This window comes from Collinsella aerofaciens (assembly GCF_018785245.1).
GTDB classification, from domain to species: domain Bacteria; phylum Actinomycetota; class Coriobacteriia; order Coriobacteriales; family Coriobacteriaceae; genus Collinsella; species Collinsella aerofaciens_AD.
The window spans coordinates 117,980-139,625 of the sequence record NZ_WQPL01000033.1; the positions used below are offsets into that span (position 1 = coordinate 117,980).

19 protein-coding genes are annotated in these 21,646 nt (G+C 63.4%); 14 read left to right on the forward strand and 5 right to left on the reverse strand.

The window, feature by feature from the left end; translation table 11 throughout:
• Positions 1 to 29: 29 nt before the first annotated feature.
• Both GPK39_RS07825 and GPK39_RS07830 read left to right on the forward strand, forming a co-directional pair.
• Positions 30 to 2,270 carry a DNA gyrase subunit A gene (locus GPK39_RS07825; RefSeq protein WP_215674829.1) on the forward strand — a complete coding sequence of 747 codons (2,241 nt, stop codon included), beginning with the start codon at positions 30 to 32 and terminating at the stop codon, positions 2,268 to 2,270.
• A 380-nt stretch (positions 2,271 to 2,650) separates the two neighbouring features.
• The gene (locus GPK39_RS07830; protein WP_147330594.1) at positions 2,651 to 2,941 is read left to right on the forward strand and encodes a hypothetical protein; all 291 of its coding nucleotides are present in this window, start codon (positions 2,651 to 2,653) and stop codon (positions 2,939 to 2,941) included.
• A gap of 108 nt (positions 2,942 to 3,049) precedes the next feature.
• Here the strand turns inward: GPK39_RS07830 and GPK39_RS07835 are convergent, their stop codons facing one another.
• Together GPK39_RS07835 and GPK39_RS07840 are read right to left on the reverse strand one after the other, a co-directional pair.
• Positions 3,050 to 3,580 (reverse strand): flavodoxin family protein, encoded by a 531-nt coding sequence (locus GPK39_RS07835; RefSeq protein ID WP_215674830.1) that lies wholly within the window; start codon positions 3,578 to 3,580, stop codon positions 3,050 to 3,052.
• 906 nt (positions 3,581 to 4,486) lie between these two features.
• On the reverse strand, positions 4,487 to 4,687 hold the full coding sequence (locus tag GPK39_RS07840; protein ID WP_215674832.1) for a hypothetical protein: 201 nt from the start codon (positions 4,685 to 4,687) through the stop codon (positions 4,487 to 4,489).
• 469 nt (positions 4,688 to 5,156) lie between these two features.
• Here GPK39_RS07840 and GPK39_RS09765 point away from each other — a divergent pair, with 469 nt between their 5' ends.
• On the forward strand, positions 5,157 to 5,540 hold the full coding sequence (locus GPK39_RS09765; protein WP_215674834.1) for a PH domain-containing protein: 384 nt from the start codon (positions 5,157 to 5,159) through the stop codon (positions 5,538 to 5,540).
• The gene (locus GPK39_RS07850; protein ID WP_215674836.1) at positions 5,476 to 5,967 is read left to right on the forward strand and encodes a YjdF family protein; all 492 of its coding nucleotides are present in this window, start codon (positions 5,476 to 5,478) and stop codon (positions 5,965 to 5,967) included. The genes GPK39_RS09765 and GPK39_RS07850 overlap by 65 nt, the downstream gene beginning before the upstream one ends.
• A gap of 202 nt (positions 5,968 to 6,169) precedes the next feature.
• On the opposite strand, the gene GPK39_RS07855 is transcribed toward GPK39_RS07850, so the two are convergent.
• A complete protein-coding gene (locus tag GPK39_RS07855; protein ID WP_215674838.1) occupies positions 6,170 to 6,619 on the reverse strand; it encodes a hypothetical protein in 450 nt (149 codons plus the stop codon).
• A gap of 454 nt (positions 6,620 to 7,073) precedes the next feature.
• On the opposite strand from GPK39_RS07855, the gene GPK39_RS07860 reads away from it, so the two are divergent.
• Genes GPK39_RS07860 through GPK39_RS07885 form a run of 6 tightly spaced genes read left to right on the forward strand, consistent with a single transcriptional unit; the run spans position 7,074 to position 11,681 of the window.
• Complete coding sequence (locus tag GPK39_RS07860; protein ID WP_215674840.1) at positions 7,074 to 7,802, forward strand: lantibiotic protection ABC transporter ATP-binding protein; 729 nt, start codon at positions 7,074 to 7,076, stop codon at positions 7,800 to 7,802.
• Positions 7,799 to 8,569 (forward strand): ABC-2 family transporter permease, encoded by a 771-nt coding sequence (locus GPK39_RS07865; RefSeq protein WP_215674842.1) that lies wholly within the window; start codon positions 7,799 to 7,801, stop codon positions 8,567 to 8,569. Before GPK39_RS07860 ends, GPK39_RS07865 begins: the two co-directional genes overlap by 4 nt.
• A complete protein-coding gene (locus GPK39_RS07870; RefSeq protein WP_215674844.1) occupies positions 8,569 to 9,384 on the forward strand; it encodes an ABC-2 family transporter permease in 816 nt (271 codons plus the stop codon). The genes GPK39_RS07865 and GPK39_RS07870 overlap by 1 nt, the downstream gene beginning before the upstream one ends.
• Positions 9,377 to 9,559: a hypothetical protein gene (locus GPK39_RS07875; RefSeq protein ID WP_215674846.1), complete on the forward strand. Its 183-nt coding sequence runs from the start codon at positions 9,377 to 9,379 to the stop codon at positions 9,557 to 9,559. The genes GPK39_RS07870 and GPK39_RS07875 overlap by 8 nt, the downstream gene beginning before the upstream one ends.
• A gap of 44 nt (positions 9,560 to 9,603) precedes the next feature.
• Positions 9,604 to 10,266 carry a response regulator transcription factor gene (locus GPK39_RS07880; protein ID WP_195448542.1) on the forward strand — a complete coding sequence of 221 codons (663 nt, stop codon included), beginning with the start codon at positions 9,604 to 9,606 and terminating at the stop codon, positions 10,264 to 10,266.
• A gap of 26 nt (positions 10,267 to 10,292) precedes the next feature.
• Positions 10,293 to 11,681, forward strand: coding sequence for a sensor histidine kinase (locus GPK39_RS07885; RefSeq protein ID WP_215674848.1), 1,389 nt, complete (start codon positions 10,293 to 10,295; stop codon positions 11,679 to 11,681).
• Positions 11,682 to 12,484: 803 nt separating this feature from the next.
• Here GPK39_RS07885 and GPK39_RS07890 read toward each other — a convergent pair.
• Positions 12,485 to 13,702 (reverse strand): ATP-binding protein, encoded by a 1,218-nt coding sequence (locus tag GPK39_RS07890; RefSeq protein WP_195361435.1) that lies wholly within the window; start codon positions 13,700 to 13,702, stop codon positions 12,485 to 12,487.
• A 188-nt stretch (positions 13,703 to 13,890) separates the two neighbouring features.
• Positions 13,891 to 14,928 (reverse strand): helix-turn-helix domain-containing protein, encoded by a 1,038-nt coding sequence (locus tag GPK39_RS07895; RefSeq protein WP_215674851.1) that lies wholly within the window; start codon positions 14,926 to 14,928, stop codon positions 13,891 to 13,893.
• Positions 14,929 to 15,124: 196 nt separating this feature from the next.
• On the opposite strand from GPK39_RS07895, the gene GPK39_RS07900 reads away from it, so the two are divergent.
• The 4 genes from GPK39_RS07900 to GPK39_RS07915 are packed head-to-tail and all read left to right on the forward strand — an operon-like array spanning position 15,125 to position 21,608.
• The gene (locus GPK39_RS07900) at positions 15,125 to 15,802 is read left to right on the forward strand and encodes an energy-coupling factor transporter transmembrane component T (protein ID WP_215674853.1); all 678 of its coding nucleotides are present in this window, start codon (positions 15,125 to 15,127) and stop codon (positions 15,800 to 15,802) included.
• Positions 15,799 to 17,214 (forward strand): ABC transporter ATP-binding protein, encoded by a 1,416-nt coding sequence (locus tag GPK39_RS07905; protein WP_338404408.1) that lies wholly within the window; start codon positions 15,799 to 15,801, stop codon positions 17,212 to 17,214. The genes GPK39_RS07900 and GPK39_RS07905 overlap by 4 nt, the downstream gene beginning before the upstream one ends.
• A gap of 51 nt (positions 17,215 to 17,265) precedes the next feature.
• Positions 17,266 to 17,880, forward strand: a complete 615-nt coding sequence (locus GPK39_RS07910; RefSeq protein WP_215674857.1) for an MptD family putative ECF transporter S component — start codon at positions 17,266 to 17,268, stop codon at positions 17,878 to 17,880.
• Between the two features lie 38 nt (positions 17,881 to 17,918).
• Positions 17,919 to 21,608 carry an ABC transporter ATP-binding protein gene (locus GPK39_RS07915; RefSeq protein WP_215674859.1) on the forward strand — a complete coding sequence of 1,230 codons (3,690 nt, stop codon included), beginning with the start codon at positions 17,919 to 17,921 and terminating at the stop codon, positions 21,606 to 21,608.
• Positions 21,609 to 21,646: the final 38 nt, after the last annotated feature.

The window sequence follows — 21,646 nt, forward strand, 5'->3', positions numbered from 1 at the left end:
ACGGCCCATAAGAAGTTCAAGAGGAAATCGTGGCAAAGAAGAAGACGAAGAACCAGCCAAAGAAAAAGCAGGTCAACGCCGAGAACGTCATCGGCCTGCACTCCGAGGTCACCGATCAGCCGATCACGCAGACGCTCGAGGTCAACTACATGCCCTACGCTATGAGCGTCAACGTCTCGCGTGCATTCCCCGAGATTGACGGCTTTAAGCCCTCGCATCGCAAGCTGCTCTACACCATGTACAAGATGGGTCTGCTCAAGGGCGAACGCCAGAAGAGCGCCAACATCGTGGGCCAGACCATGAAGCTCAATCCGCATGGCGATGCCGCGATCTACGAGACGATGGTGCGCCTGGCCACCGGCAACGAGGCGCTGCTCGCGCCGTTCGTTGAGTCGAAGGGCAACTTTGGCAAGTACTATTCGGGCGACCTGAGCTACGCCGCCTCGCGTTACACCGAGGCCAAGCTCTCCCCCATCAGCGCCGAGATCTTCAAGGACATCGACAAGGACCCGGTCGACTTCGTCGACAGCTACGACGGCGCCATGAAGGAGCCGCGTCTGTTGCCCACCACATTCCCCAACATCCTTGTCTCGGCCAATAAGGGCATCGGCGTCGCCATGGCGTCGGACATCTGCGGCTTCAACCTCAACGAGGTCTGCACCGCCACGATGCACTACCTCAAGGATCCCGACTGCGACCTGCTCGAGTACATGCCCATGCCCGATTTTTCGACCGGCGGCGAGATCATCTACCGTCGCGAGGAGATGGAGAAGATCATCGAGACCGGCCTTGGCAGCTTCCAGATCCGCTCCCGCTGGCGTTGGATTCCCGAAGAGCGCATCATCGAGGTCTACGAGATCCCCTACACCACCAAGACCGATGTCATCATCGAGCGCATCGTCAAGCTTTCCAAAGAGGGCAAGGTCAAGGAGATCGCTGACATCCGTGACGAGACCGACCTGTCGGGTCTGCGCATCGCCATCGACCTTAAGCGCGGTGTTGACCCCGACAAGCTCATGGCCAAGCTCTATCGCTCGACCACGCTGCAAGACTCGTTCTCGTGCAACTTCAACGTGCTCGTCGACGGCTATCCCCGTGTTATGGGCGTGCGCCAGATCCTGCACGAGTGGGTCAAGTGGCGTATTGAGTCCACGCGTCGCCGCATTAACTTTGACCTGGGCAAAAAGTCCGAGCGCCTGCACCTGCTGCACGGCCTCGAGGCGATTCTGCTCGACATCGACAAGGCCATCGCCATCATCCGCGGCACCAAGCTCGAGGCCGAGGTCGTGCCCAACCTCATGCGCGGCTTCGACATCGACGAGACCCAGGCCGAGTTTGTTGCTGAGCTCAAGCTCCGTAACATCAACGAGGAGTACATCCTCAACCGCACCAAGGACATCGCTAAGCTCGAGGGTGAGATTGCCGAGCTTGAGGAGATTCTCTCGAGCGAAGACAACATCAAGAAGGTCATCAGCGACGAGCTGGCCGCGGTCAACAAGAAGTACATGATGCCGCGCCGCACGGGCAGGATCGAGCCCCATGAGGTCATCGAGGTAAGCCTGGAGCCCGAGGTCGAGGAGTACCCGGTCACCATCATGCTCTCACGCGATGGCTACCTTAAGAAGATGACGGACCGCGTGCTCAAAAAGGCTGCCACGCTCAAATACAAGGACGGCGACAAGCCCTTTATCGAGTTCCCGTCTTCCAACACCCACGAGCTGCTGGTCTTTACCAACAAGAGCCAGGTGTACAAGTGCAAGGTTGCGGCGTTTGAGGACACCAAGTCGGCCCAGCTGGGCTCGTACCTGCCGACCGATCTTGAGATGGAACCCGACGAGAGCGTCATCTGGGTCATCGACCCCGAGGACTACAAGGCCGACGTGCTGTTTGTCTTTGAGAACGGCCGCGTGGTGCGCGTCGCGCTTTCTGGATACGTCACCAAGACCAACCGCAAACGCCTCAAGAACGCCATCTACGGTGGCAGCAAGCTGCTGTATGCCCAGGTGCTCAACACAGATCGCGACATCGCGCTGGTCTCGAGCGACTATCGTTTGATGAACTTCAACACGTCGCTGCTCAAGACCAAGACGACCACCAACACGCAGGGTGTCCAGGCCTTTACCGCCAAGAAGGGCCGCTCGGTCACCACCGTCGGCACGACCGAGGAAATCCTTGGCACCGGCGTCTCGGCCGAGAAGTTCACCGCGCAGAGCCTCCCCTCAGCCGGTGCCCTCATGAAGGAAAACGACATGCCGAGCCTGTTTGACTAGGACGACGGCAGAACCGCCATAGTTTTACAAAGCAGCGGGGCCCGGAGCGCAGCAATATCGCGCCCCGGGCCCCGCTCGTTGCGGAGGTCATCCTCGGAAATGTCGACGATACGGGGGCTTCCCGCACCGTCCTAAGCCGTTAGCAAAACTCGCAAAAGTTAGCAAAAGTTGCAAAAATTAGCAAAACTTGCAAAGGAGCCACCATGGAGTACAGCAAATGGCTCCGCCATGCCAGGCATGCTCGAAGATATTATCGAGCGAACCAAAGAAGCGGCAGATAGCTACCTTTCACAGTCTCACGCGCGCATGAACGGCGTTCAAATTGGTCCAGTGGGCATCGATTGGACATATGTTCAAGAAGCCCAGGGCAACTGGCGCACGTGCATGAATGGCATCTTCAGGCAACTCGAGAAGCATGGCATCGGGCTTCTCTCGAAACGACCTATCGAGAGCTTTCCGATAAAGACATTGAGTTTTTGCTCGCGATGCTGCCCGATTCTGGCCCCAGCAGGATCTCGGAGATAGCCAAACGCATGGGCGTCGCCAGCAACTACGCAAGCCAATACAAACGCCGCCTCCTCGAGGACGGCGTTATCGGGGAACGTGGGCGTGGCCTCGTCGGCTTCGACATCCCCGCGTTCAGAGAATTCTTGAACGAGAAGGCGTTTTAGCACACCGGAATTGTCCGCGGGAGCATCGTTGCATGGCAATCAGCATTCCTCCTGGTAAGGGCAGCAAGCATTTCCGCTAGTGCTGATTGCCATGCGCCCCTCTTGTCCTTAGGCGAGCTTGCGAGCGAGCTCTCGCACCTCTTTCAACTTGGGCGACGATACCATGCTGTCGCGCTCGGTCATACCGCTGATGGTGACAATGCCCTGATCCTCCCACTTGCAGTACGCGCAGGTTGACTTATACATAGCGATCGCCGCATCATAGACGCCCTCGCTATGGCTATCGAGCAAAAGGGCCGTCTTGGTGAACGGGAAGCCCGTAGCACCGAAGGCGTACAGGCGGTCGATGGCGGCCTTCTCCTGCGCAGTGATATCAAACCAGTAGATAGGCGAAGCGAAGACAACCATATCGGCGCCTTTCAGCGACTCGATCACGTTGGCCATGTCATCCTTCTGCACGCAAGTGCCCTCATGGGTAAAGCAATACTGACACCCCAGGCAGCCAGAGATTTTCTTACTGGCAACGCGGACGACCTCGACCGTATTGCCGTCCTCACGCGCAGTCTCGGCAAAGGCCTCGACCATGGTGTCGGTATTGGCGCCCTTGCGCGGGCTACCACTCAATACAACGATATTCATAGAAATCTCCCCCCTTCATGCCGCAGGCGCGCGGCACACATTTTGTTGTAACCAAAACAGATGGAGCTATGCAGTCGCCTCGTTTCAGCTACTCCCACTTAGTAATAGGAGCCACTGGTCAAAAGCCTGTCAACATCAAAACAAGTTTTCAATCTATCGATTCTACGTGAGGCAATGGTCCCCATTTGATGCCCGCACTGTTTGCGCACTAGGGAGCAAAAGAATCTGGCCGCCGCTCAAATAAGATCACCGCCATCTTGCATAAACGACGCCATGTTAAGGTGCCTGACGCCATCCCTCTCCTGCAATAGAGGATCAAGCGTGAACAAGTAGCGCGGATACCCATCCCTGATGTGGCCGAGCGGCCTGTACTCGCGCTCCTCGACGCCTCTGTCGGCAATCGACATAGAGACCTGGATATAGGCGTAAGCATTGCGCCTACGAGCGATGAAGTCACACTCGAGCTTCCCAATACGGCCCACAGAAAGCTCGTACCCGCGCGATGCAAGATAGAGGTAGATCTTCACGTCGGTATATACGCAAGATGCACCCCTTTTTCTCAGCGTCCATTTCATCAGTTATGGGGGTGCTTTTTTACATTTTATAAAAAAGCGTACCGATAACTTATTCCCACTCAGTTTCGGAAATCGAATGGTTTTGAAGTTTCGAAAGCGGCGTCCCAACATGCGTAAGGGCATGTTGGGACGCATCAGTAAAACGGGAATCGACTCACGCGAGAAGGCGCCGCCCCGTCGCCTCGAGACGTGCGACAGGCAGATTAGGTTTGGGGAGTAGAACGGCCCTTGCGCGAGGCGTGAATTGTAATCGATAAAGCCGAGCTTTGAGAACATGCGGTTTATCTCGTCGAACGTTGAGCCGACAGGGGCTTGCGCCACAGTGGGCGACTTAGCGACGCCCATGTCCATGATGCCGGGCACAAGCGTGAATGAGCCACGTGGAGGCGAAGGGGCCGCCCGAGAGGTTGATGGTGAGCGAGCACCAGAGGTCAAGGTAGCCCTCGCCTTCCGGGCTTGCGAGGTCGAGGGCGAGCGCCCCTCCCTCGGTCGCGTACAGCGGCGGCAGGCACTCGGCCAGCTCCTCGGTCATAAGCGCTTACACGTCCGTCTCCCCTCCGGGCCACGTCGGACCCCTAGAATCTTCGCCCCGCGGGCAAAGCCTCGGCGCGCCCCATGGCATCTCGACTTTGCCCCCTGCAATGCCGCGCAGCGGAGACACTACCTGAGACGGACGTCGATGCATCGAACCCGAGACCGGGCGCTGCGGCGGGAAGCCTCTCGCGCGGACAATCTGCTCGATCTTGCCGTGCACGTCTTAAAAAAGTTCGAAAAAGGTCTAATAGTACGACATCCGTCGAACAGTCGGGGGTACACACCACTACAGATGGCCCACGGAACGGGGAGCGAGATGGTCGGCGACGGGTTCAAGGCACTCTCCGGCCCCACGCTCCGCCAGGGAGGGCGTCGGGAGGGAGGCCGTAATGGGTGAGAGGAGCGAGCGGCCGGAGCGGGTGTTTCCCGGCAGGACAGACCCGTGGTTCATAGCGGCCATGGTGATTGTGGCGGGCGGTTTATCCGCGGCGTGTATCGCGTGTTTCCTGAGCTCGAGTCCCGCGCTCCTATGGGGCTGGCTCGCGCTGCTGCCCGTCCCGGCCCTCGTGGCCCTGGCCGCCCTTCCCGTCCGCAGCAACCGCCTCGAGCTCTACGGCGACCGCCTCGTCGTCGTGTACGCTGGGATGCGTTCGGTGATACCCTACGCCCACGTGCGGGGCGTCCGGCGCACCAGGACGCTCTGGGCGGGGACGGCCAACTCGCTCGACCGCGTCTATATCAAGGCGCCCTACGACGGCGACGCCATCGTCTCGGTGACCGACAACGATGCCCTCATGGCAGAGCTCGAGCGTAGGTGCGGCCTGCGGCCCGACTGCGAACAAGGCAACTAGCTTCGCAGGGCGGCTATCAGCGACTTGCTGCTCATCGTCATATCACGACGGCCAATTTTGGGTCGGGCTGGCGGAGCATGTCGAGGACGGCAGATACGGCGTCGCCCGCATCGTCTTCGGCGCAGAACCGTCCACTGAGGAGATCCTGCGATTCGTCGTCAACAAATGGGCGAAGCTCTCGTTCTTCGATCACGATTCGACCGAGGCGAGCAAGCCCGCAAAGAACCCCAAGCGACGCGCTCGCGAGGCGGCGAAAGCACTTAAGCAGCCGGCGATGAGCACCAAGGCGCAGCAGGCGCTCGCGGCACAGAAAGAAGCGATGAAGCAGGAGTCAGCTCATGCAAGAAGCCGACGCCACGTGGAAGAGGCTGATGCGCGCTACGAGCAGAGGAAACTGAAGCGCAAGCAGAAGCATCGCGGGCATTGATCGCCATTCGCAGCAAGGCAAACCATATACAGCAGCGGCGTCAGTTCCACTTGAAGCCGACGCCGCGTAGACGCTGATGGTGACGGCTATGCACGGGCGCGCCACCGCACTTCACAGCTTGTTTCTCAAGTATTTGGGACGCACACGCGGCGTTCAAAAATGCGGAGCGACTCCGCATGGCTCGAGACTGAGCCGAGGTGCCCTACTTCTCGCCTTCCAGCAGCCCCACGATGCGGTCGATGTCGACGGCAAAGCGAGGCCTTCCCTCGCGCTCGTAGCGGTCGAGGTATGCCTGGCACTCGGAGACAATGCGCTTGGTGTTGCCGTCGATGATGCGCTGGAGCGTCTCGTAGTAGGCCGAGCCCTCGGTCCTGAAGCGGCGCTGGTAGGACTTGGTTATGGGAAACATCTTGATGTAGTGGATGCCGTGGCGGCAGCCGGGGCGCGTCGTGGGGCGGGGTGGCAACGCAAAGTACTGGTCTTTGGGCACGTTAGGGGCGATGTTGGAACGCAGCGGCACGGCAAAGTCCCTGCGCTTCCCGCGGAAACGCAGCTTCACCACCACGATGCAGGGACGATTGTGCTTAAGCATGAGCTCGCGGTCGCCATCGACGAGGTCGAAGAAGTCCTGGGAGATGGATACGATCTTCATCGGTTGCGCCCCCTTCATACGAAGCGGGGCCCGCATCGCTGCAGGCCCCTACAGGTGGGCGATATTCTACGCCTTTCGGCACCCCGTCGCCCACGGAGGTTAAACGTACACGTAAGCCGTACTCTGAAAGCCGCGGCTTCCGGCAAGTAGTTTATACCACGAAAGGTCGCTTTCGATGCGCCTAGCTCGCAAAATAACACTCGCTGGGCCGTCACCCCTGATCTTCTCGACCGCCTCCTCCGGGTACTTATTGCGTGCCACGGGCACCTCCGTCCTTATTATCACGAAAAATACCATGAGAGGCGTGCGGGTCGAGAAGGGCTGGCGCCAAAAGAGCCCAACGGCCGTTACGGCTTCGTTAGAAACGCGCCCCACCATGGATGGTGAACCCGAAAGGCAAGGCGCGCGGGCACGGCGACTCGGCCCGCGCGCCCGGAAGAGAAAGGACGAACCCATGGGTTACATGCTCGAGACGCGCGGGCTCACCAAGCGCTTCGGCCGCGGCGACCAGGCGCAGGACGCCGTGGCCGACGTGAGCCTTCATATCCGCGAGGGCGAGGTGTACGGGCTGCTCGGCCCCAACGGCGCCGGCAAGTCGACAACGCTCAAGATGATCTGCGGGATGCTGCGGCCGACGGCCGGGGAGATCCTCTTTGCCGGGCACGCCTGGCGCCGCGAGGACCTCTACGCAATCGGCAGCCTCATCGAGGAGGCGCCGCTCTACCCCAACCTCACCGCGCGCGAGAACCTGCGCGTGCGCACCACGCTGCTGGGCCTTCCCGAGAGCCGCGTAGATGAGGTGCTCGCCGCCGTGGGCCTCGCGGACACCGGGAAGAAGCGCGCCGGGCGCTTCTCGATGGGCATGCGGCAGCGCCTGGGGCTCGCGCTGGCGCTGATCGCCCGGCCACGCCTGCTCGTGCTCGACGAGCCCACCAACGGCCTCGACCCCATCGGCATCGAGGAGCTGCGCGACCAGATCCGCGGCTTCGCGGCGGCGGGCACGACGGTGATCGTCTCGAGCCACATCCTCCCCGAGGTGCAGCAGATGGCGGACACCATCGGCATCATCTGCGGGGGGCGCCTCGCCTACGAGGATGCGCTTCGGCCCGGGCAGGACCTCGAGGAACTCTTCATGAGCTTCTGCCGGGAAGGGCGACGAGCACGCGGGGAGGTGGCGGCATGACGGGCGAGAAAGGCGGCCTGCTCGCGTGCCTGCGCGCCGAGGCCCTGAAGTCGCGCCACGCGGCACCGGTTCGCCTGGCCGTGCTCATGGCGCTGCCGATGCCGCTGCTCGGCGCGATGCCCTACCGGGGCGTGCAGATCTTCAGCGCGTGGAACTACTGGTACGCGCTCTTCCTGCCCGTGTCTCTCTCGCTCGTGGTGGCGTGCGTCGCGCGGGCGGACGCGCGCACGCGGATGCGGGGGCTTCTGGGCCTGGGCTTCCCGCTTAGGCGCGCCTGGTGGGCCAAGGCGCTCTGGTGCCTCGCGCTCTGCACGCTCTCGAACCTCGTGGTCTTCGGCGTCTACCTCGCGGGATCGGCGTTCTCCTCGCAGGGCCTCACGGCCGCGGGCACGCTCACGATGCTCCTCTGCGCGCTCGCCAACACGGTGACCGCGGCGTGGATGATCCCCGCAGGGCTCTTCCTCACGGCGCGGCTCGGCATGCTCGCGGGCATCTTCTGCCCGCTCGCCGCGCAGCTCGTGGGTGGGTTCGCCTGGTCGCTGGTGCCGCTGCCGCAGCTCTTTCCGCCGTCGGCGAGCATGGTCATCCCCACGAGCTTCATCCCCGTGCTGCCGAGCGGCGAGCCACTCGCGGCGGACATGGCGCTCGGCGGGGCGCTCACGGCGGACGGCATGCTCACGCTGGCGGGCCTTGCGGTCTGCGCGCTCGCGTTCGCCGCGCTCACGGCGGCGGGCGCGGCCTGGTTCGCGCGCTCCGAGGAGAGGTGATGGCCGTGACACGACTCTCCGACCCGACGCCACGCATGACTCTCCCGCGGGCCCTGCTCTCCGAGGCCCTGCGCCTGGCGCGCTCCCCGCTCGCAGTGGTGCACCTCGTCTGCGGCCTGGCAGCCGGTCTTGCCTGCGGCGAGTACTTCTCCATAACCCGATGGGACCCGGCGCTGGGCGCGGACGCCTACGCCCAGTTCCTCGGCGCCCTCATGCCGCTCATGTCCGCCATCGTCTGCGGGCTCGCCGTGGACGAGGAGCGCGCTGCCGGGCGCCTCGCCAACCTCACGGCGGTCCCCTCGCGCGGGCGTGCCGTCGCGGCGAAGCTACTCGCCCTTGCGGCGCTCGGCGCGGGCGCGCTGGCCGTGGCGCTCGGCGTGTTCGGGGCCGTGCTCGCCGTCGCCGGGCGCCTGCCGCTCGGGCCCGCTCCGCTTGCGGCCGCCTGGGCGGGCATCGTGCTGGGCAGCCTGCCCCTCTACGCGCTGGGGCTCGGCGTGGCCCTGCGCCTCGGCCGCAACGCCGCCATCGGCGCCGGCGCGGCGGGGATGCTCCTCGCGTTCTTCTCAGTGGGCGGACTTGCGCACGGCCTCATGACCGGCGAGCTCACCGGTGCCCTGGCGACGCCCCTGAGCTGGGTGCCGCTCGCCTGGCCCGCGCGCCTAGGGTCGCTCGGGGTGGAGGCCTTCATCGACGCCGCACGCGCGGCGGGCCCTCTCCTCACGACTGCGCTCGCTGGCCTCGTGCTCACCCTGGCAGCCGCCGCCGTCCTTATCGCCTGGTTCTGCCACTTCGAGGACGGGAGGGCAGATGCGTAGGAAGCCGCTCGCCGCCGTGCTCGCCCTCCTCTCCGCAGCGCTCGTCCTGGGCGGGAATGCCCTGCTCGACGCCGGCTGGGGGTCGGCGCTGCGCTCGATCGCCGACCGCGTGCTGCCCAACCCTGAGATCACCATGTGGGCGCCCTCGGCTGCGCGCGGGGCTCTGGACCGCTGAGTGCGGCGCAAGTACAATGCAACGGAAGTTTCAGGAGGTCGAACATGGCTAGGATACTGGCAGTGGATGATGAGCGGGCCATCCTCGACGCGCTCGCGCGCGTCCTCGGCCGCGACGGCCATGAGGTCGTCAAGGCAGCGGACCCGACGGCGGTCCCGGGGATGGACCTCTCGCGCTTCGACCTCGTGCTCTGCGACGTCATGATGCCGGGGCTCGACGGCTTCGAGCTCGTGCGGCAGATCCGCCCGGACTTCGACGGGCCCATCATATTCCTGACCGCGCGCGTGGCCGAGGAGGACGCCGTGGCCGGCTACGGCCTGGGCGCCGACGACTACGTCCGCAAGCCCTTCGGGGCCGCGGAGCTGCGCGCCAAGGTCGCGGCCCATCTACGCCGTGAGCGCCGGCCGCGCTCGCACGCCCTCTCCTTCGGGGAGGTGCGGATCGACCTCGGGGCGCGCGGCCTCGCCGTGGGCGGCGAGGCCGTACCGCTCACGCCCACCGAGTACGCCATCTGCGAGTACCTCGCCCGCCACCCCGGGCAGGTCATGAGCCGCGCGCAGATCCGCGAGGCGGTGCTCGGCTGGGAGAGCGACGCCGACGACGCGGCCATATCCATGCAGGTCAGCCGCGCCCGGAGGAAACTCTCCGAGGCCGGCGCCGATCCGATCGCGACCGTCTGGGGGATGGGGTACAAGTGGCAGCTCTGAGGACCGGGGCGCGAGGTCGCGGGGGCATGCCGCTCTGCTTCGTCATCGCGCGCTACTTCGCCTATGCGTTCGCGGCGGTCGCCACGGCGTGGCTCGCCTCGTTCATGGCGCTCTCCGCGGCGATCAACGCGGGCTTCGTCTACGAGGCAAGCTGGGGGCCGGCCAATGCGCGCGAGGTCGCGGAGGGCCTGGCACGCGACGGCGTCTGCGGGCAGCAGGACGTGCCGACGGCGTACCGCTACCTCATCCTGAACAAGGACGGACACGTGCTGATGACAGACCTCGAGGGCACGCGGCTCGAGGGCGCGACGGAAATGGCCCGTGCGGCACTCGCCGCGGATCCGGGCACAGTGGAGATCGAGGGCGGGGGCTCGGGCCTCACCTACGCCGCGTTCCCGCTCAAGGGCGGCGGGGCCTGCGCACTCGTCAGCGAGTACCTGCCGCAGTGGGTCTCGCGCGACCTCGCCGGCCTGCTTCCCAACCCGCAGAACCTCATGCTCGTCGGCGCCGCTGCGGGAAGCGCGCTCGCGCTCGCGCTCGTGGCGCGCCGCGCGAGCCGCGTGATCTCGCGCAAGATGGCGCCGCTCGCGGAGGCGGCGGGGCGCGTCGGCGCGGGGGAGCTCGACTTCGCGGTCGGCAGCACCAACGTGCGCGAGGTGAACGACGTCCTCGCCGCGATGGACGCCATGCGGACCTCCCTCGCCGAGTCGCTCGAGGCCCGCTGGGCCGCGGAGCGGGGGCAGCGCGAGCAGGTGGCGTCGCTCGCCCACGACCTCAAGACGCCGCTCACCGTGCTGCGCGCCAACGCCGACTTCGTGGCGGAGGAGCCGGAAGACGAGAAAGACGCCGACCTCGCGGCCGCCGCGCGCGACATAGCCGGCAGTGTCGAAAGGCTCGACGGCTACGTGCGCCTGCTCATCGAGGCCTCGCGCGGGTCCGGCGGGGCTGAGAGGGCCCCCATGCGGCCGGCCGAGCTCTGCGAGCAGGTCCTCGCCGAGGCCGCCCAGATCGCCCGGGCGCGAGGCGTGACGCTCGACGCGGCCACGGGCCCTGCTGTCGCGGGCGCGCCCGAGGCCCCGCTCGACCGAACCGCCCTGGCGCGAGCCGCCGCGAACCTCGTGGCCAACGCCGCCGAGCACGCGCGCTCGCGCGTGGCGGTCTCCTGCGACGTCGCGGGCGGGCACCTCGTCATCGAGGTGGCCGACGACGGACCGGGCTTCTCTCCCGCCGCCCTCGAACGCGGCTGCGAGCGCCTCTTCACAGACGACTCCTCCCGCTCCTCGCGCGACGGAGGCCGCCACTACGGGCTCGGCCTCCACGCCGCCTCCGAGGCCGCGAGCGCCCACGGGGGCTCCGTCTCGCTCGCCAACAGCCCCTCGGGCGGCGCGGTGGCCACCATCGCGGTCCCCCTGTGAGGGCCTGACGACTCAGGCCCTCACACCGGCGTGCCTCGCAATCAAACGCTTCCATCTTGAAACACGGGAAGTAAATGGCGAAATCGCAGGTGAAAGGGAGTAAAACGGCAAAGAAAAAGCCTCCGTCCCAACGCGGGAACGGAGGCCAGATTATCGAATTTACTCACCAATGTCGCTGGCGGCTTTGCCGTGACTCTCGTACGAAACGAAACTCAGCGGCACAGTGCGGCACTCAAAAGTGCAGGTCAGAACCCTATCGGCTTATTCCCACTCGATGGCTTCAGTTCTGCCGTCCCATCATTCCAGTTGCGCCCAGTTTTCGGTGCCGTCTCGAACCGAGTGCCGCCAGGTAACGCCATGTCGCGTTTCGTCGGCCTCGGGGACAAAAGCTGGGACAACTTCAAAAACTATTTTCAAACTCAGGACGTTGAGTTTTTGTTTTTGTCCCAAAGGCCGCGATTGGCCGCCTTTGGAGGCTCGATAGCGCCGAAAATGCCCGTTTTGAAACTCAGCCGACCTTTAGCTTGCAAGCCGCCAGCTGCAATCGTAAGTGAATTAACGAGGGTGACTTTCGAGCCGTTCGCAAAACCGCAGGTCATAAGTTTCAACTATTGATCGCAAGGAGGAATCGTGCCAGGTGGCTATCTCATGAGTTCATCCGTGACCGACGTGGCAGCCAGTGCGCCGTGCGGTTTTACCCATCTTGAAGCCAAAACTGACATCGCGCGCACGATGCTATCGCCACACGATGTCAGACATTGTTCCCGACTTGACCTGATTGCTTCGCGATGAATTTCATGGCCCTAGAGGAAAAAGTCCCTCGCGCCCACGATGCGAATGCCATCGATGTCCGTGTCGTAGGAACCCTGCCTCACGACCACAATCTTCTCGTGGTTGTCTCGTATCGACTTCAGAGGGGCGATCTCGCGTTCCCTGGTCTCGCTTGCGAACATCTCGTCAGTCACCTGCACGTAGAGCACGCGCCCGTCCTTCGTCGCGACGAAGTCAACTTCCTTGCCATAGAGCTTGCCCACGTGCACGCTCCACCCTTCGTAGAGCAGCTGGAGATACACGGCGTTCTCGAACAGGCGCCCAGTATCCGTGACCCTATAGCCGGCCATCCAGGTCCTGAAGCCGGTGTCGACGATGTACTCCTTCGGATTCGTCTTGAGGAGCGCCTTGCCGTGCAGATCGTAACGCGTGGCACGATAGAACAGGAAGGCCTCCTCGAGCGCACCCACGTACGAGGAAACGGTCTTGTTCGTGGTCTTCGACCCCGCAGAAGTTAACGCGCCGGCGATTCGGTTCGACGAGCACTCGTTGCCGATGTTGTCCGCCAGGAATTCGGCCACATAGCGCAGCAGAGAAGGGTCGGTCACCGCGCTTTTGCCCTTCCCGCGCTCGCGGTTGACGATATCGCGCACGGCGATAGCCTCGTAGACTCCGGACATGTACGCCGAGTGCTGCGCCTGGGTCGTCGATAGGGATGCAATGGCCGGCATGCCCCCGTACTCAAGGTAACGAGTAAGCATATCGTCAAAGAGAACGGGGTCCCCCTCAGGGGTGAGAGCCACCGACCTTCCCGATGCAAACTCGATCCCGCAGAAGTCAGCGAACTCGGAGAAGGACAGGGGCAGCATCTTTACCTCTACGTAGCGCCCGGACAGATAGGTGGCCAGCTCGCTCGAGAGAAGATACGCGTTCGAGCCCGTGAGGTAGATGTCGCAATCGAAGTCGACCCTCATCGCATTGACCGCATCCTGCCAGCCATCGATTCTCTGGGGCTCGTCTATGAAGACGTAGGTGCGCCCCTTGTCCGACAGGCACCCGCGAATGCGATCGTAAAGCTGGTCTTCCGTCTTGATGCCCGCACCCTTGCTTTCCAGGTTGACGCTCACAAAACCGCGGCCAGCGACCCCCTCGGACTCGATGGTTATCCTGATAAGGTCGAGAAGGCTCGACTTGCCACACCTGCGCACGCCCGTAATCACCTTGATGAGGTCGGTGTCACGGAAGAGCATTGCCTCCTCGAGGTACCTGCCACGGTTCCTGAGCCTGCTGCACTTCAAGAGCTGCTCCTAAAACTCGAATCTGGTTACACTTTTAGGAGTATCATAACTCTGGGCCACAAGATGAGCAAAAAGCGCACCTCGAGACGAATCGACTAAAGGAATTGCGCGCCTGCCGGGAGGCAGGGCAACTAAGATGGCTAAGAATGAGATCCTAGCTCGCTGACGCAGGATCGTCCGCTTGCGAGAATGTCCAGAACTTTCGATTCAGGGTCGTCATCGAAGGCGACCTTCGCGATCGATCTCCACTTGCGTGGAGATATGCCGACCGATTTCGTGAAGAGGGTGGAGAAGCTTGTTGCTCGTGCGTATCCGCAACGATGCGCCACTTCGTCTATGCTCATATCATGGTCGGTGAGCAGTCTTTTCGCCAGCTCGATTCTTTCCGAGGAGACGAACTCGGTCACCGTCAAGCCCGTCACCTGCTTAAATGTCTTCTTGAACTTGGTTGACCCCATGTTCGCTGCCTCGAGCAGGTCCTTCTGCCCGATCGCACCGCCTAGGTTGCTCTCGATGTACGATACGGCTCTCGCGATCGAAAGGCGGTCCTGCTCGGCCACTCCCCCACACAGGCTCTCTCCCATCCTGAGCAGCCTTGCCATCACCAAGTTCGCGATTCCGGAATATAGGAGGCCCGCTTCCGACCCCGGGATCTCCCTTGGAGCTATCTCGTCAAGCATCTCTGCTATTTCCGGATCCCAGGAAGCCTGGCTCCTCAGACCCTTCAGACTGGTCGCCAGCGGTTTCAGCGCCTTGTCGATTCTTTCCCCGAAGACGCTTCGGCAGTATTCGTCGTAATACTCGATCTCTGTGTAGGAGAATCTCGCTCCTTTTGGTAGAAGGACCGAGCTTGTCTTGGGCTTTGCTTCCAGAAAGGCGGAAACGCTTGATCGCGGCATGAGGCCATGCCTTTCGCGGCGGACTGCAAAATACCCGCCAGAATCGAAGCAGAAGGGCAGGCGTTCTTTCAAAGTGAAATCGCAGCAGACGACGGAGAAGAACTGCCGCGCCTGCCATGCCCAGTACCACCCCTCGCATCTGCGCCCGTCGCCTTCGAAGAGGGACCCCTCGCCGTTCCATCCATCTGCCAAGACGAGGCCGATGGGCTCAAGCGAGGCCGCAAAGGTCTCCGCCGCGGCTTGGGCGGCGTGGGAGAACATCGTTTCCTTGTCGTCCATCTTCCGATCCTTTTATTCGCGTTCGGACGCAATTCTTTCGCGCTCAGGCTTTTCCCTCCAGGTGCAACCTGATTCAAATTAACCAAGGTTAACATCTTTTTGTCAATTTTAGCGACACAAGAAAGGCTCTCTGGTTTTGCGAAGAAGAACACGGAAAACACTCGCGGAGGACATCGACGTCAGAACGAAGGTGGCCATGCTCGTCGTGCTCATAGCGACCGGGGCCATCGTGAAGGATTACGTTCTGGGCTCGGTTCTCTTTGCCGTCGTCGTCCTCCTCTCCTTCGCAATCGGGCGCGGAAGGATGGCAGCGTCTTTCTCTTTCGCCTACCTCTTTCTCATGGGTATCTTCTGGGTCACGACGATGCTTCCGCCGAACGCCGCCGGAGCCCTCGGCTCGTTCGCCCTGGCTTGCCGCACCTGCATGCCCATCTGCCTGTTCGCGGCGGTCTTCGCGGCCACCACCAAGATTGGCGACCTCACGGCCGCCCTCTACGGGATGAGGCTGCCGAAGGCGGTTGTCGTTCCGCTGGTGATAGCGGTGCGGTTCTTTCCGACGCTCAAGGAGGAGTCTTCTGCCGTAGCGGACGCGATGAGGGTGAGGGGGCTCGCCCTTTCGCTTAAGAATCTCGTTTCGAAGCCGGCGCTGATGTTCGAATCCGCGATCGTGCCTGTGATGCTGCGCTGCGCCAAGAGCGCGGACGAACTCGCCGCCGCAGCGGTCGCGCGCGGCATCGACCGGCCCGGGAGGAAGACCTCCTACAACGCGCCCCGGTTTGGATGGGCCGACTTCCTCCCTCTCTCGATTCTTGTCGTCTGCTGCCTGCTTCTTGTGGTCGCAAAGGCCAGCCAGGGGATCGGAGGGCTGCTGTGACGAAAAACGCCGTCGAGCTCAGAAACGTCTCCTTCACGTATGCGGGATTCGACGCTCCGGCGATCGACGACGCGAGCTTCGCCGTCGCGCCGGGCGAATGCGTCGTTCTCTGCGGGGAGTCCGGCTGCGGGAAGACCACCGCGACCCGGATCGTCAACGGGCTGGCGGGAGGGTTCTACGAGGGCAGCCGGACGGGGAAGGTCCTTGTAGCAGGCAGGGACATCGACGACCTGGAGGATTGGGAGCTCTCGTCCTTGACAGGCAGCGTTTTCCAGAACCCCCGCACCCAGTTCTTCAACCTCGACACAACCGGCGAAATCGCGTTCGGCATGGAGAACCTCGGCGTTCCCAGGGAGGAGATGCACAGACGGATGCGTGGCGTCGTGCGCGAGCTCGGCATGGAAAGGCTCATGGGCAGGGGCATCTTCGAGCTCTCCGGGGGCCAGATGCAATCGGTGGCGTTCGCGAGCGCATGGGCCTGCAGGCCGAGCGTCTACGTCCTCGACGAGCCGTCGAGCAATCTGGATCCTCCCTCCATGGAGAAGCTCGCCTCCTTCATCTCGAAAGCCAAGTCGAGCGGGTCTGCCGTGATCATCGCCGAGCACAGGCTCTCCTACCTCGCAGGCGTCGCCGACCGGTACCTGCTCTTCGAAGACGGTTCCGTCGCCGCCGAATGGGACGCGCAGCAATTCCTGGGGCTGCCCGACTCCGAGCGAGAGTCTTGCGGGCTCAGGTCCTCCGAGCCGCCGAAGCTCGCCGACCTGATGCAGCGCCTTTCCCGTCCCGTCTCCGCCTTTCCCGCCGTCGAGGCGAGGGGGATCTATGCGGGGTATGAGAAGGGCGTACCGGTCCTCGATGGGACTACCGTCTCGTTCGACCCCGGGAGGGTCGTCGGTATGGTCGGGCGAAACGGGGCGGGCAAGTCAACCCTGCTCAAGTGCCTGGCGGGGATCAAGAAAGAAGAGCTCGGGCATGTCCGGTTCCAAGGCTCGGTGGTCCCTCCCAAGAGAAGGCCCGAGCATGTGTTTCTGGTCATGCAGGACCCCGACTACCAGCTCTTTCGCCCGAGCGTGCGCGACGAGTTGGCATCCGCGGCCCCGTCTCCTTCCGACGTCGACGAACTTCGTCTCGAAGCGGTCTTGGAGAGGTTTGGCCTGGGAGATGTCGCCGACCGCCATCCCACATCGCTCTCGGGAGGGCAGAAGCAGAGGTGTGTCTGCGCCATTGCGTCGGAGTCGGGCGCGCAGGCGCTTCTCCTCGACGAGCCCACGAGCGGTCTGGATTTCCGGAACATGGAACGCCTCGCGCTCATCTTACGCGAGGAGGCGTCTCGCGGGAAGACGGTGGCGGTCGTCAGCCACGACACGGAGTTCCTGTCAAAGGCCTGCGACCAGATTGTGCTCATCGAGTGAGCCGGCCTGCAAAGGCTGAGAAGGGATTCCTACGGAAGAAAGGATTTGGAAATGGCAGCAAAAGTAAAACGGAAGGAAAGCGGCAGCCTCAGCTCCAGGGACCTCATAGCCCTCGGCGTCTTCTCCCTGCTGTTCATGGTGGTGAGCATGCTCGTCGTGGGAATCACCTCCATGAGCGTCGTGGCGTACTGCGGCTGCTGCGCCATCGCAGCGATACCCGCCGGGATCGTCTGGGTCTACATGCATACGCGCGTGCCGCGCGCGGGAACCTCGCTGATCATGGCCCTCGTCTTCGCCGTAATCGTCTTCGTCATCGGGTCGGGGTGGCCCGTTGCGCTCGGCCTCGCCGTCGGCGGCGTCGTCTCCGAGCTGGTGCGGAAAGCGCTCGGGTACGGGAGGTTCGCGGGCGTCGCCGTGGGATACGCGCTTTTCGAGACCTGCTGGGCGGCGGGCCTTTTCGTCCCCATGTTCGCCTCCCAGGACTACTACCGCGAGCTGATGGGGTCCAACAGCATCGACCCGGCCTACATGGAAGCCCTTCTGTCCACGGTGACCCCCGAGACGTTCGCGATCATCGCGGTCGTGACCTTCGCGGGCGGCATCATCGGCTCGCTGGTCGGACGGGCGGTGTTCAAGAAGCACTTCGAGCGCGCGGGAATCGCCTAGCGCCCTTTTTCAAAGTAATATGAGAGAAGAGGTATTTGATGAGCAAGGAAAGCAAAGGAAGGAAGCCGGGGGCCCTTTCCCGCTGCCTGCAGTTTGCGGGGAGAAGAAAGCCCCTCGTGTTCGCCTCCATGGCGCTGGCGGTCCTATCCGCGGCGGCGTCCTTCGTCCCATACGTGGCGATCTACTTCATGATCAGGGATGCGGTCGGGGTCTATCCGAACCTGGCCGCCGTCGACGTTTCGGCGATGACAGGCTACGCGGGCTTGGCGGTGGCGGGCATAGTCGTTGACGTGGGGTGCTATCTTGCCGCGCTTCTGTGCTCCCACGCCGCGGCATTCGACGCGCAGTACCGCACGAAGCTCGGGATCGCCGCCCACCTCGGGCGAATCCCCCTCGGGCACGTCGCCAGGCTCGGCACAGGCAGGATCTCGAAGGTCATGGACGAGAGCGTCGGCGGAATCGAGCAGTTCATCGGCCACTCCGTCCCGGACCTGGCGGCCACCGCTGCAGCGCCCGTCGTCTTGGTGGCGCTGCTTTTCGTCTTCGACTGGCGCTTCGGCGTCGCCACGTTGGCGGCGGTCGCCGTCGCATGCATCGTTCAGTTCTCCGGCTACGCCGACAAGCGCGTCATGGCGAGCATGGGGCGCTACCAGGAAGTGAAAGAGCAGATGGGCAACGCCGCTGTTGAGTACGTTCGCGGCATGCGCGTCGTGAAGGCCTTCGGCCAGACGGCGAGATCGTTCAAGCGGCTCGCAGACGCGATCAAGGACTACACGGGGCTTTCCCTCGACGTCACGCTCTTCTTCCGGAACTCCATGCCGGGCTTCACGGCGATCATCAACAACGCGTACCTGTTCGTCCTGCCCGTCGGCATACTCCTCGCCCCGGGCGCGCAGGACTGGCCGACGTTCGTGCTCTCGCTCGTCTTCTACCTCCTGTTCGTGCATTCGATATCGAGCGTGTTCGCGAAGATTCTCTACGTGAGCGAGGACGGGATGCTCGCCCAGGCGAACATCGACCGCATCGACTCGGTGCTCGGCATCGAGGAGCTCTCTTATCCCGAGGCGCCGAAAACCCCGAAGGACGCCTCGGTGTCCCTTCGGGGCGTAACTTTCTCCTACGAGGACGAAGCGGAGCCGGCGTTGCGCGACGTCTCGCTGGAAATCCCCGCCGGCACGGTATGCGCGGTCGTGGGGCCGAGCGGCTCGGGCAAATCGACGCTGGCGAACCTCGTTGCACGCTTCTGGGACGTCGATTCGGGCCAGGTTCTCGTCGGCGGCGTAAACGTCCGCGAGATGGGCCAGGACGAATTGATGGGCAGCCTCAGCCTGGTGTTCCAGGATTCCCACCTGTTCCGCGAGAGCATCGCGGACAACATCAGGCGCGGCAAGCCGGGGGCGACCGACGACGAGGTGGTCGAGGCCGCGAAGGCCGCCCAGGCGGACGCGTTCATCAACAGCCTTCCCCACGGCTACGCCACGGTAATAGGCTCCGAGGGCGTGCACCTGTCCGGTGGAGAGCAGCAGCGGATAGCCATCGCGCGCTCGATCATCTCGGACGCGCCCATCGTGGTGCTGGACGAGGCGACCGCGTTCTCTGACCCCGAGAACGAGCATTTGATCCAGAAGGCATTCGAGAGGCTCATGGCCGGCAAGACCGTGATCATGATCGCCCACAGGCTCTCCACCGTCGTCGGCGCCGACAAGATAGTCGTGCTTGACGGCGGGCGCAAAGTCGAGGAGGGCACCCATGAAGAGCTCCTCGCCACATCAGGGACATACGCGAAGATGTGGAGCCAGTACACTGAGGCGGTCGAATGGGGCGTCGAATCAGCTCCGGGCGGCGACGAAGCCCAATCCTCCGAAGCGGCCGCCCCGCATGTGGCGCAGGATGCTTCCGCCGGCGAGCACGACCCTGCGGAGAAATCCGGCAAGCCGTCGAACGGCAGGGCGCCATGGCTTCAGAGGGCGTTCAACCTTTCCGGCGAGGGCTACGCCGGACTCAAGCGCTCGGCCCTCGCGTGCACCTTGAGCGATCTGGCGCTCATGATCCCCTTCGTCTGCACGGTCGCGGCGTTCGCGGCTCTCGTAGGGACCCTTGCGGGCGAGCCGTTCGACGCCGCCACGCTCTGGGCTATCTTCGCCGTGGGGCTTGCGGGGATGGCGGTGGTCTTCGTCGCTTCGAGAAACGACTACGAGAAAACCTACGTGGCCGCGTACACCGAGTCCGAAGGCACCCGCTTGCGCCTCGCCGACCACCTGAGGAAGCTGCCCATGAGCTTCTTCAACCGCCGGGACACGACCGACGTTGCCGACCGCATCATGGGGGACGTGACGGCACAGGAGTCCATGCTCTCCTCGACGCTCCCGCAGCTCATCGCTGGAATCGTGTCGACCGTGGTCATCTGCGTGATGTTGGCATTCTTCGATTGGAGGCTCGCCTGCTGCGTTATGGTCACGCTTCCGCTTTCGGCGGGGGTCATCGCCTTGAGCCGACGCCATCAGTCGCGCCTTTTCGAAAGGCAGAACCGCGTCCGCCTGGATGCGCTGGCGCGCGTGCAGGACTACCTCGAGGGCATCAAGGACATAAGGGCCTGCAGGGCGGTGGGCAAGGACTCCGCCGCCATGGAGCAGGCGATGCTCGAGCTCAAGAGGGTGACGATGCGGGTCGAGCTCGCCGTCGACGTCTCCGTCTCCCTTGCGAGCGCCATCCTTCGCTCTGGAGTCGGGCTGACCGCCTGCGCCGGCGCGATGCTTCTCGCTTCCGGCGGCGTTGACTTCATGGTTCTGCTCATGTTCCTGCTCATCGTTTCGCGTGTGTACAGCCCCATTCTCGCCCTTGTGTCCCAGCTGCCTAACCTTCTCAACCTGTCGACCAAGACAGCCCGGATCAAGGCGGTCATGGACGAGCCTGAAGCGAAGGGCTCTGCCCCGGCGGATGTCTCCGGCCATAGCCTGTCTTTCCAAAACGTCCGGTTCGGGTACGGCGACGAGGAAGTCCTCCACGGCATCAGCTTCGACGCGCAGGAAGGAAAAGTCACCGCCCTTGTCGGGCCGAGCGGCTCGGGCAAGTCGACCTGCGCCCAGCTGGCGGCGAAATTCTGGGAGCCTGACAGCGGCAGGATCCTCTGCTCGGGCAAGGACATCGCCGGGTTCTCCGAGGAATCGTGGCTCGCGCACGTCTCCATAGTCTTCCAGGACGTGATTCTTTTCGACGACACGGTCGCGAACAACATCCGGATTGGTCGCGAGGGAGCTTCTGACGAAGAGGTGGCCGAGGCTGCAAGGACGGCGCACTGCCTGGAGTTCATCGAGAAGCTTCCCCAGGGGTTCGACACGATGCTGGGCGAGAACGGCGCCTCTCTCTCGGGCGGGGAGCGTCAGCGCCTCTCCATTGCGAGGGCCCTTCTGAAAGACGCGCCCGTGGTGCTCCTCGACGAGGCGACCGCCTCGCTCGACCCCGAGAACGAGACGCTTATCCAGGGAGCGGTCGGAACCCTGTGCGCAGGCAAAACGGTAGTCGTCATCGCCCATCGAATGAGAACCGTCGCCAATGCGGATAAGATCGTCGTTCTCGACGACGGGCGCGTGGCGGAGGAGGGGAACCACAAGACGCTGCTTGCCGAAGACGGACTGTACGCGAGGCTGTGGAGGCTCCAGCAGGAAAGCTCGTCGTGGACCGCTCCCGCCGACGGGAGCGGTGCCGACAATGTTCTGACGGGCAGATGAGCAGACGCGGATGACGAGGCAATCCTCGTCATCCGCAC

Excerpts from the sequence above, each read along its gene's own strand:
- GPK39_RS07900 (WP_215674853.1), top strand. The coding sequence starts at position 15,125 with ATGCTCGTCGTGCTCATAGCGACCGGGGCCATCGTGAAGGATTACGTT.
- GPK39_RS07870 (WP_215674844.1), top strand. The coding sequence starts at position 8,569 with ATGGCCGTGACACGACTCTCCGACCCGACGCCACGCATGACTCTCCCG.
- GPK39_RS07910 (WP_215674857.1), top strand. The coding sequence starts at position 17,266 with ATGGCAGCAAAAGTAAAACGGAAGGAAAGCGGCAGCCTCAGCTCCAGG.
- GPK39_RS07850 (WP_215674836.1), top strand. The coding sequence starts at position 5,476 with ATGCCCTCATGGCAGAGCTCGAGCGTAGGTGCGGCCTGCGGCCCGACT.
- GPK39_RS07855 (WP_215674838.1), bottom strand. The coding sequence starts at position 6,619 with ATGAAGATCGTATCCATCTCCCAGGACTTCTTCGACCTCGTCGATGGC.
- GPK39_RS07875 (WP_215674846.1), top strand. The coding sequence starts at position 9,377 with ATGCGTAGGAAGCCGCTCGCCGCCGTGCTCGCCCTCCTCTCCGCAGCG.
- GPK39_RS07895 (WP_215674851.1), bottom strand. The coding sequence starts at position 14,928 with ATGGACGACAAGGAAACGATGTTCTCCCACGCCGCCCAAGCCGCGGCG.
- GPK39_RS07840 (WP_215674832.1), bottom strand. The coding sequence starts at position 4,687 with ATGACCGAGGAGCTGGCCGAGTGCCTGCCGCCGCTGTACGCGACCGAG.
- GPK39_RS07915 (WP_215674859.1), top strand. The coding sequence starts at position 17,919 with ATGAGCAAGGAAAGCAAAGGAAGGAAGCCGGGGGCCCTTTCCCGCTGC.
- GPK39_RS07885 (WP_215674848.1), top strand. The coding sequence starts at position 10,293 with ATGCCGCTCTGCTTCGTCATCGCGCGCTACTTCGCCTATGCGTTCGCG.
- GPK39_RS07865 (WP_215674842.1), top strand. The coding sequence starts at position 7,799 with ATGACGGGCGAGAAAGGCGGCCTGCTCGCGTGCCTGCGCGCCGAGGCC.
- GPK39_RS07835 (WP_215674830.1), bottom strand. The coding sequence starts at position 3,580 with ATGAATATCGTTGTATTGAGTGGTAGCCCGCGCAAGGGCGCCAATACC.
- GPK39_RS07880 (WP_195448542.1), top strand. The coding sequence starts at position 9,604 with ATGGCTAGGATACTGGCAGTGGATGATGAGCGGGCCATCCTCGACGCG.
- GPK39_RS07890 (WP_195361435.1), bottom strand. The coding sequence starts at position 13,702 with ATGCTCTTCCGTGACACCGACCTCATCAAGGTGATTACGGGCGTGCGC.
- GPK39_RS07860 (WP_215674840.1), top strand. The coding sequence starts at position 7,074 with ATGGGTTACATGCTCGAGACGCGCGGGCTCACCAAGCGCTTCGGCCGC.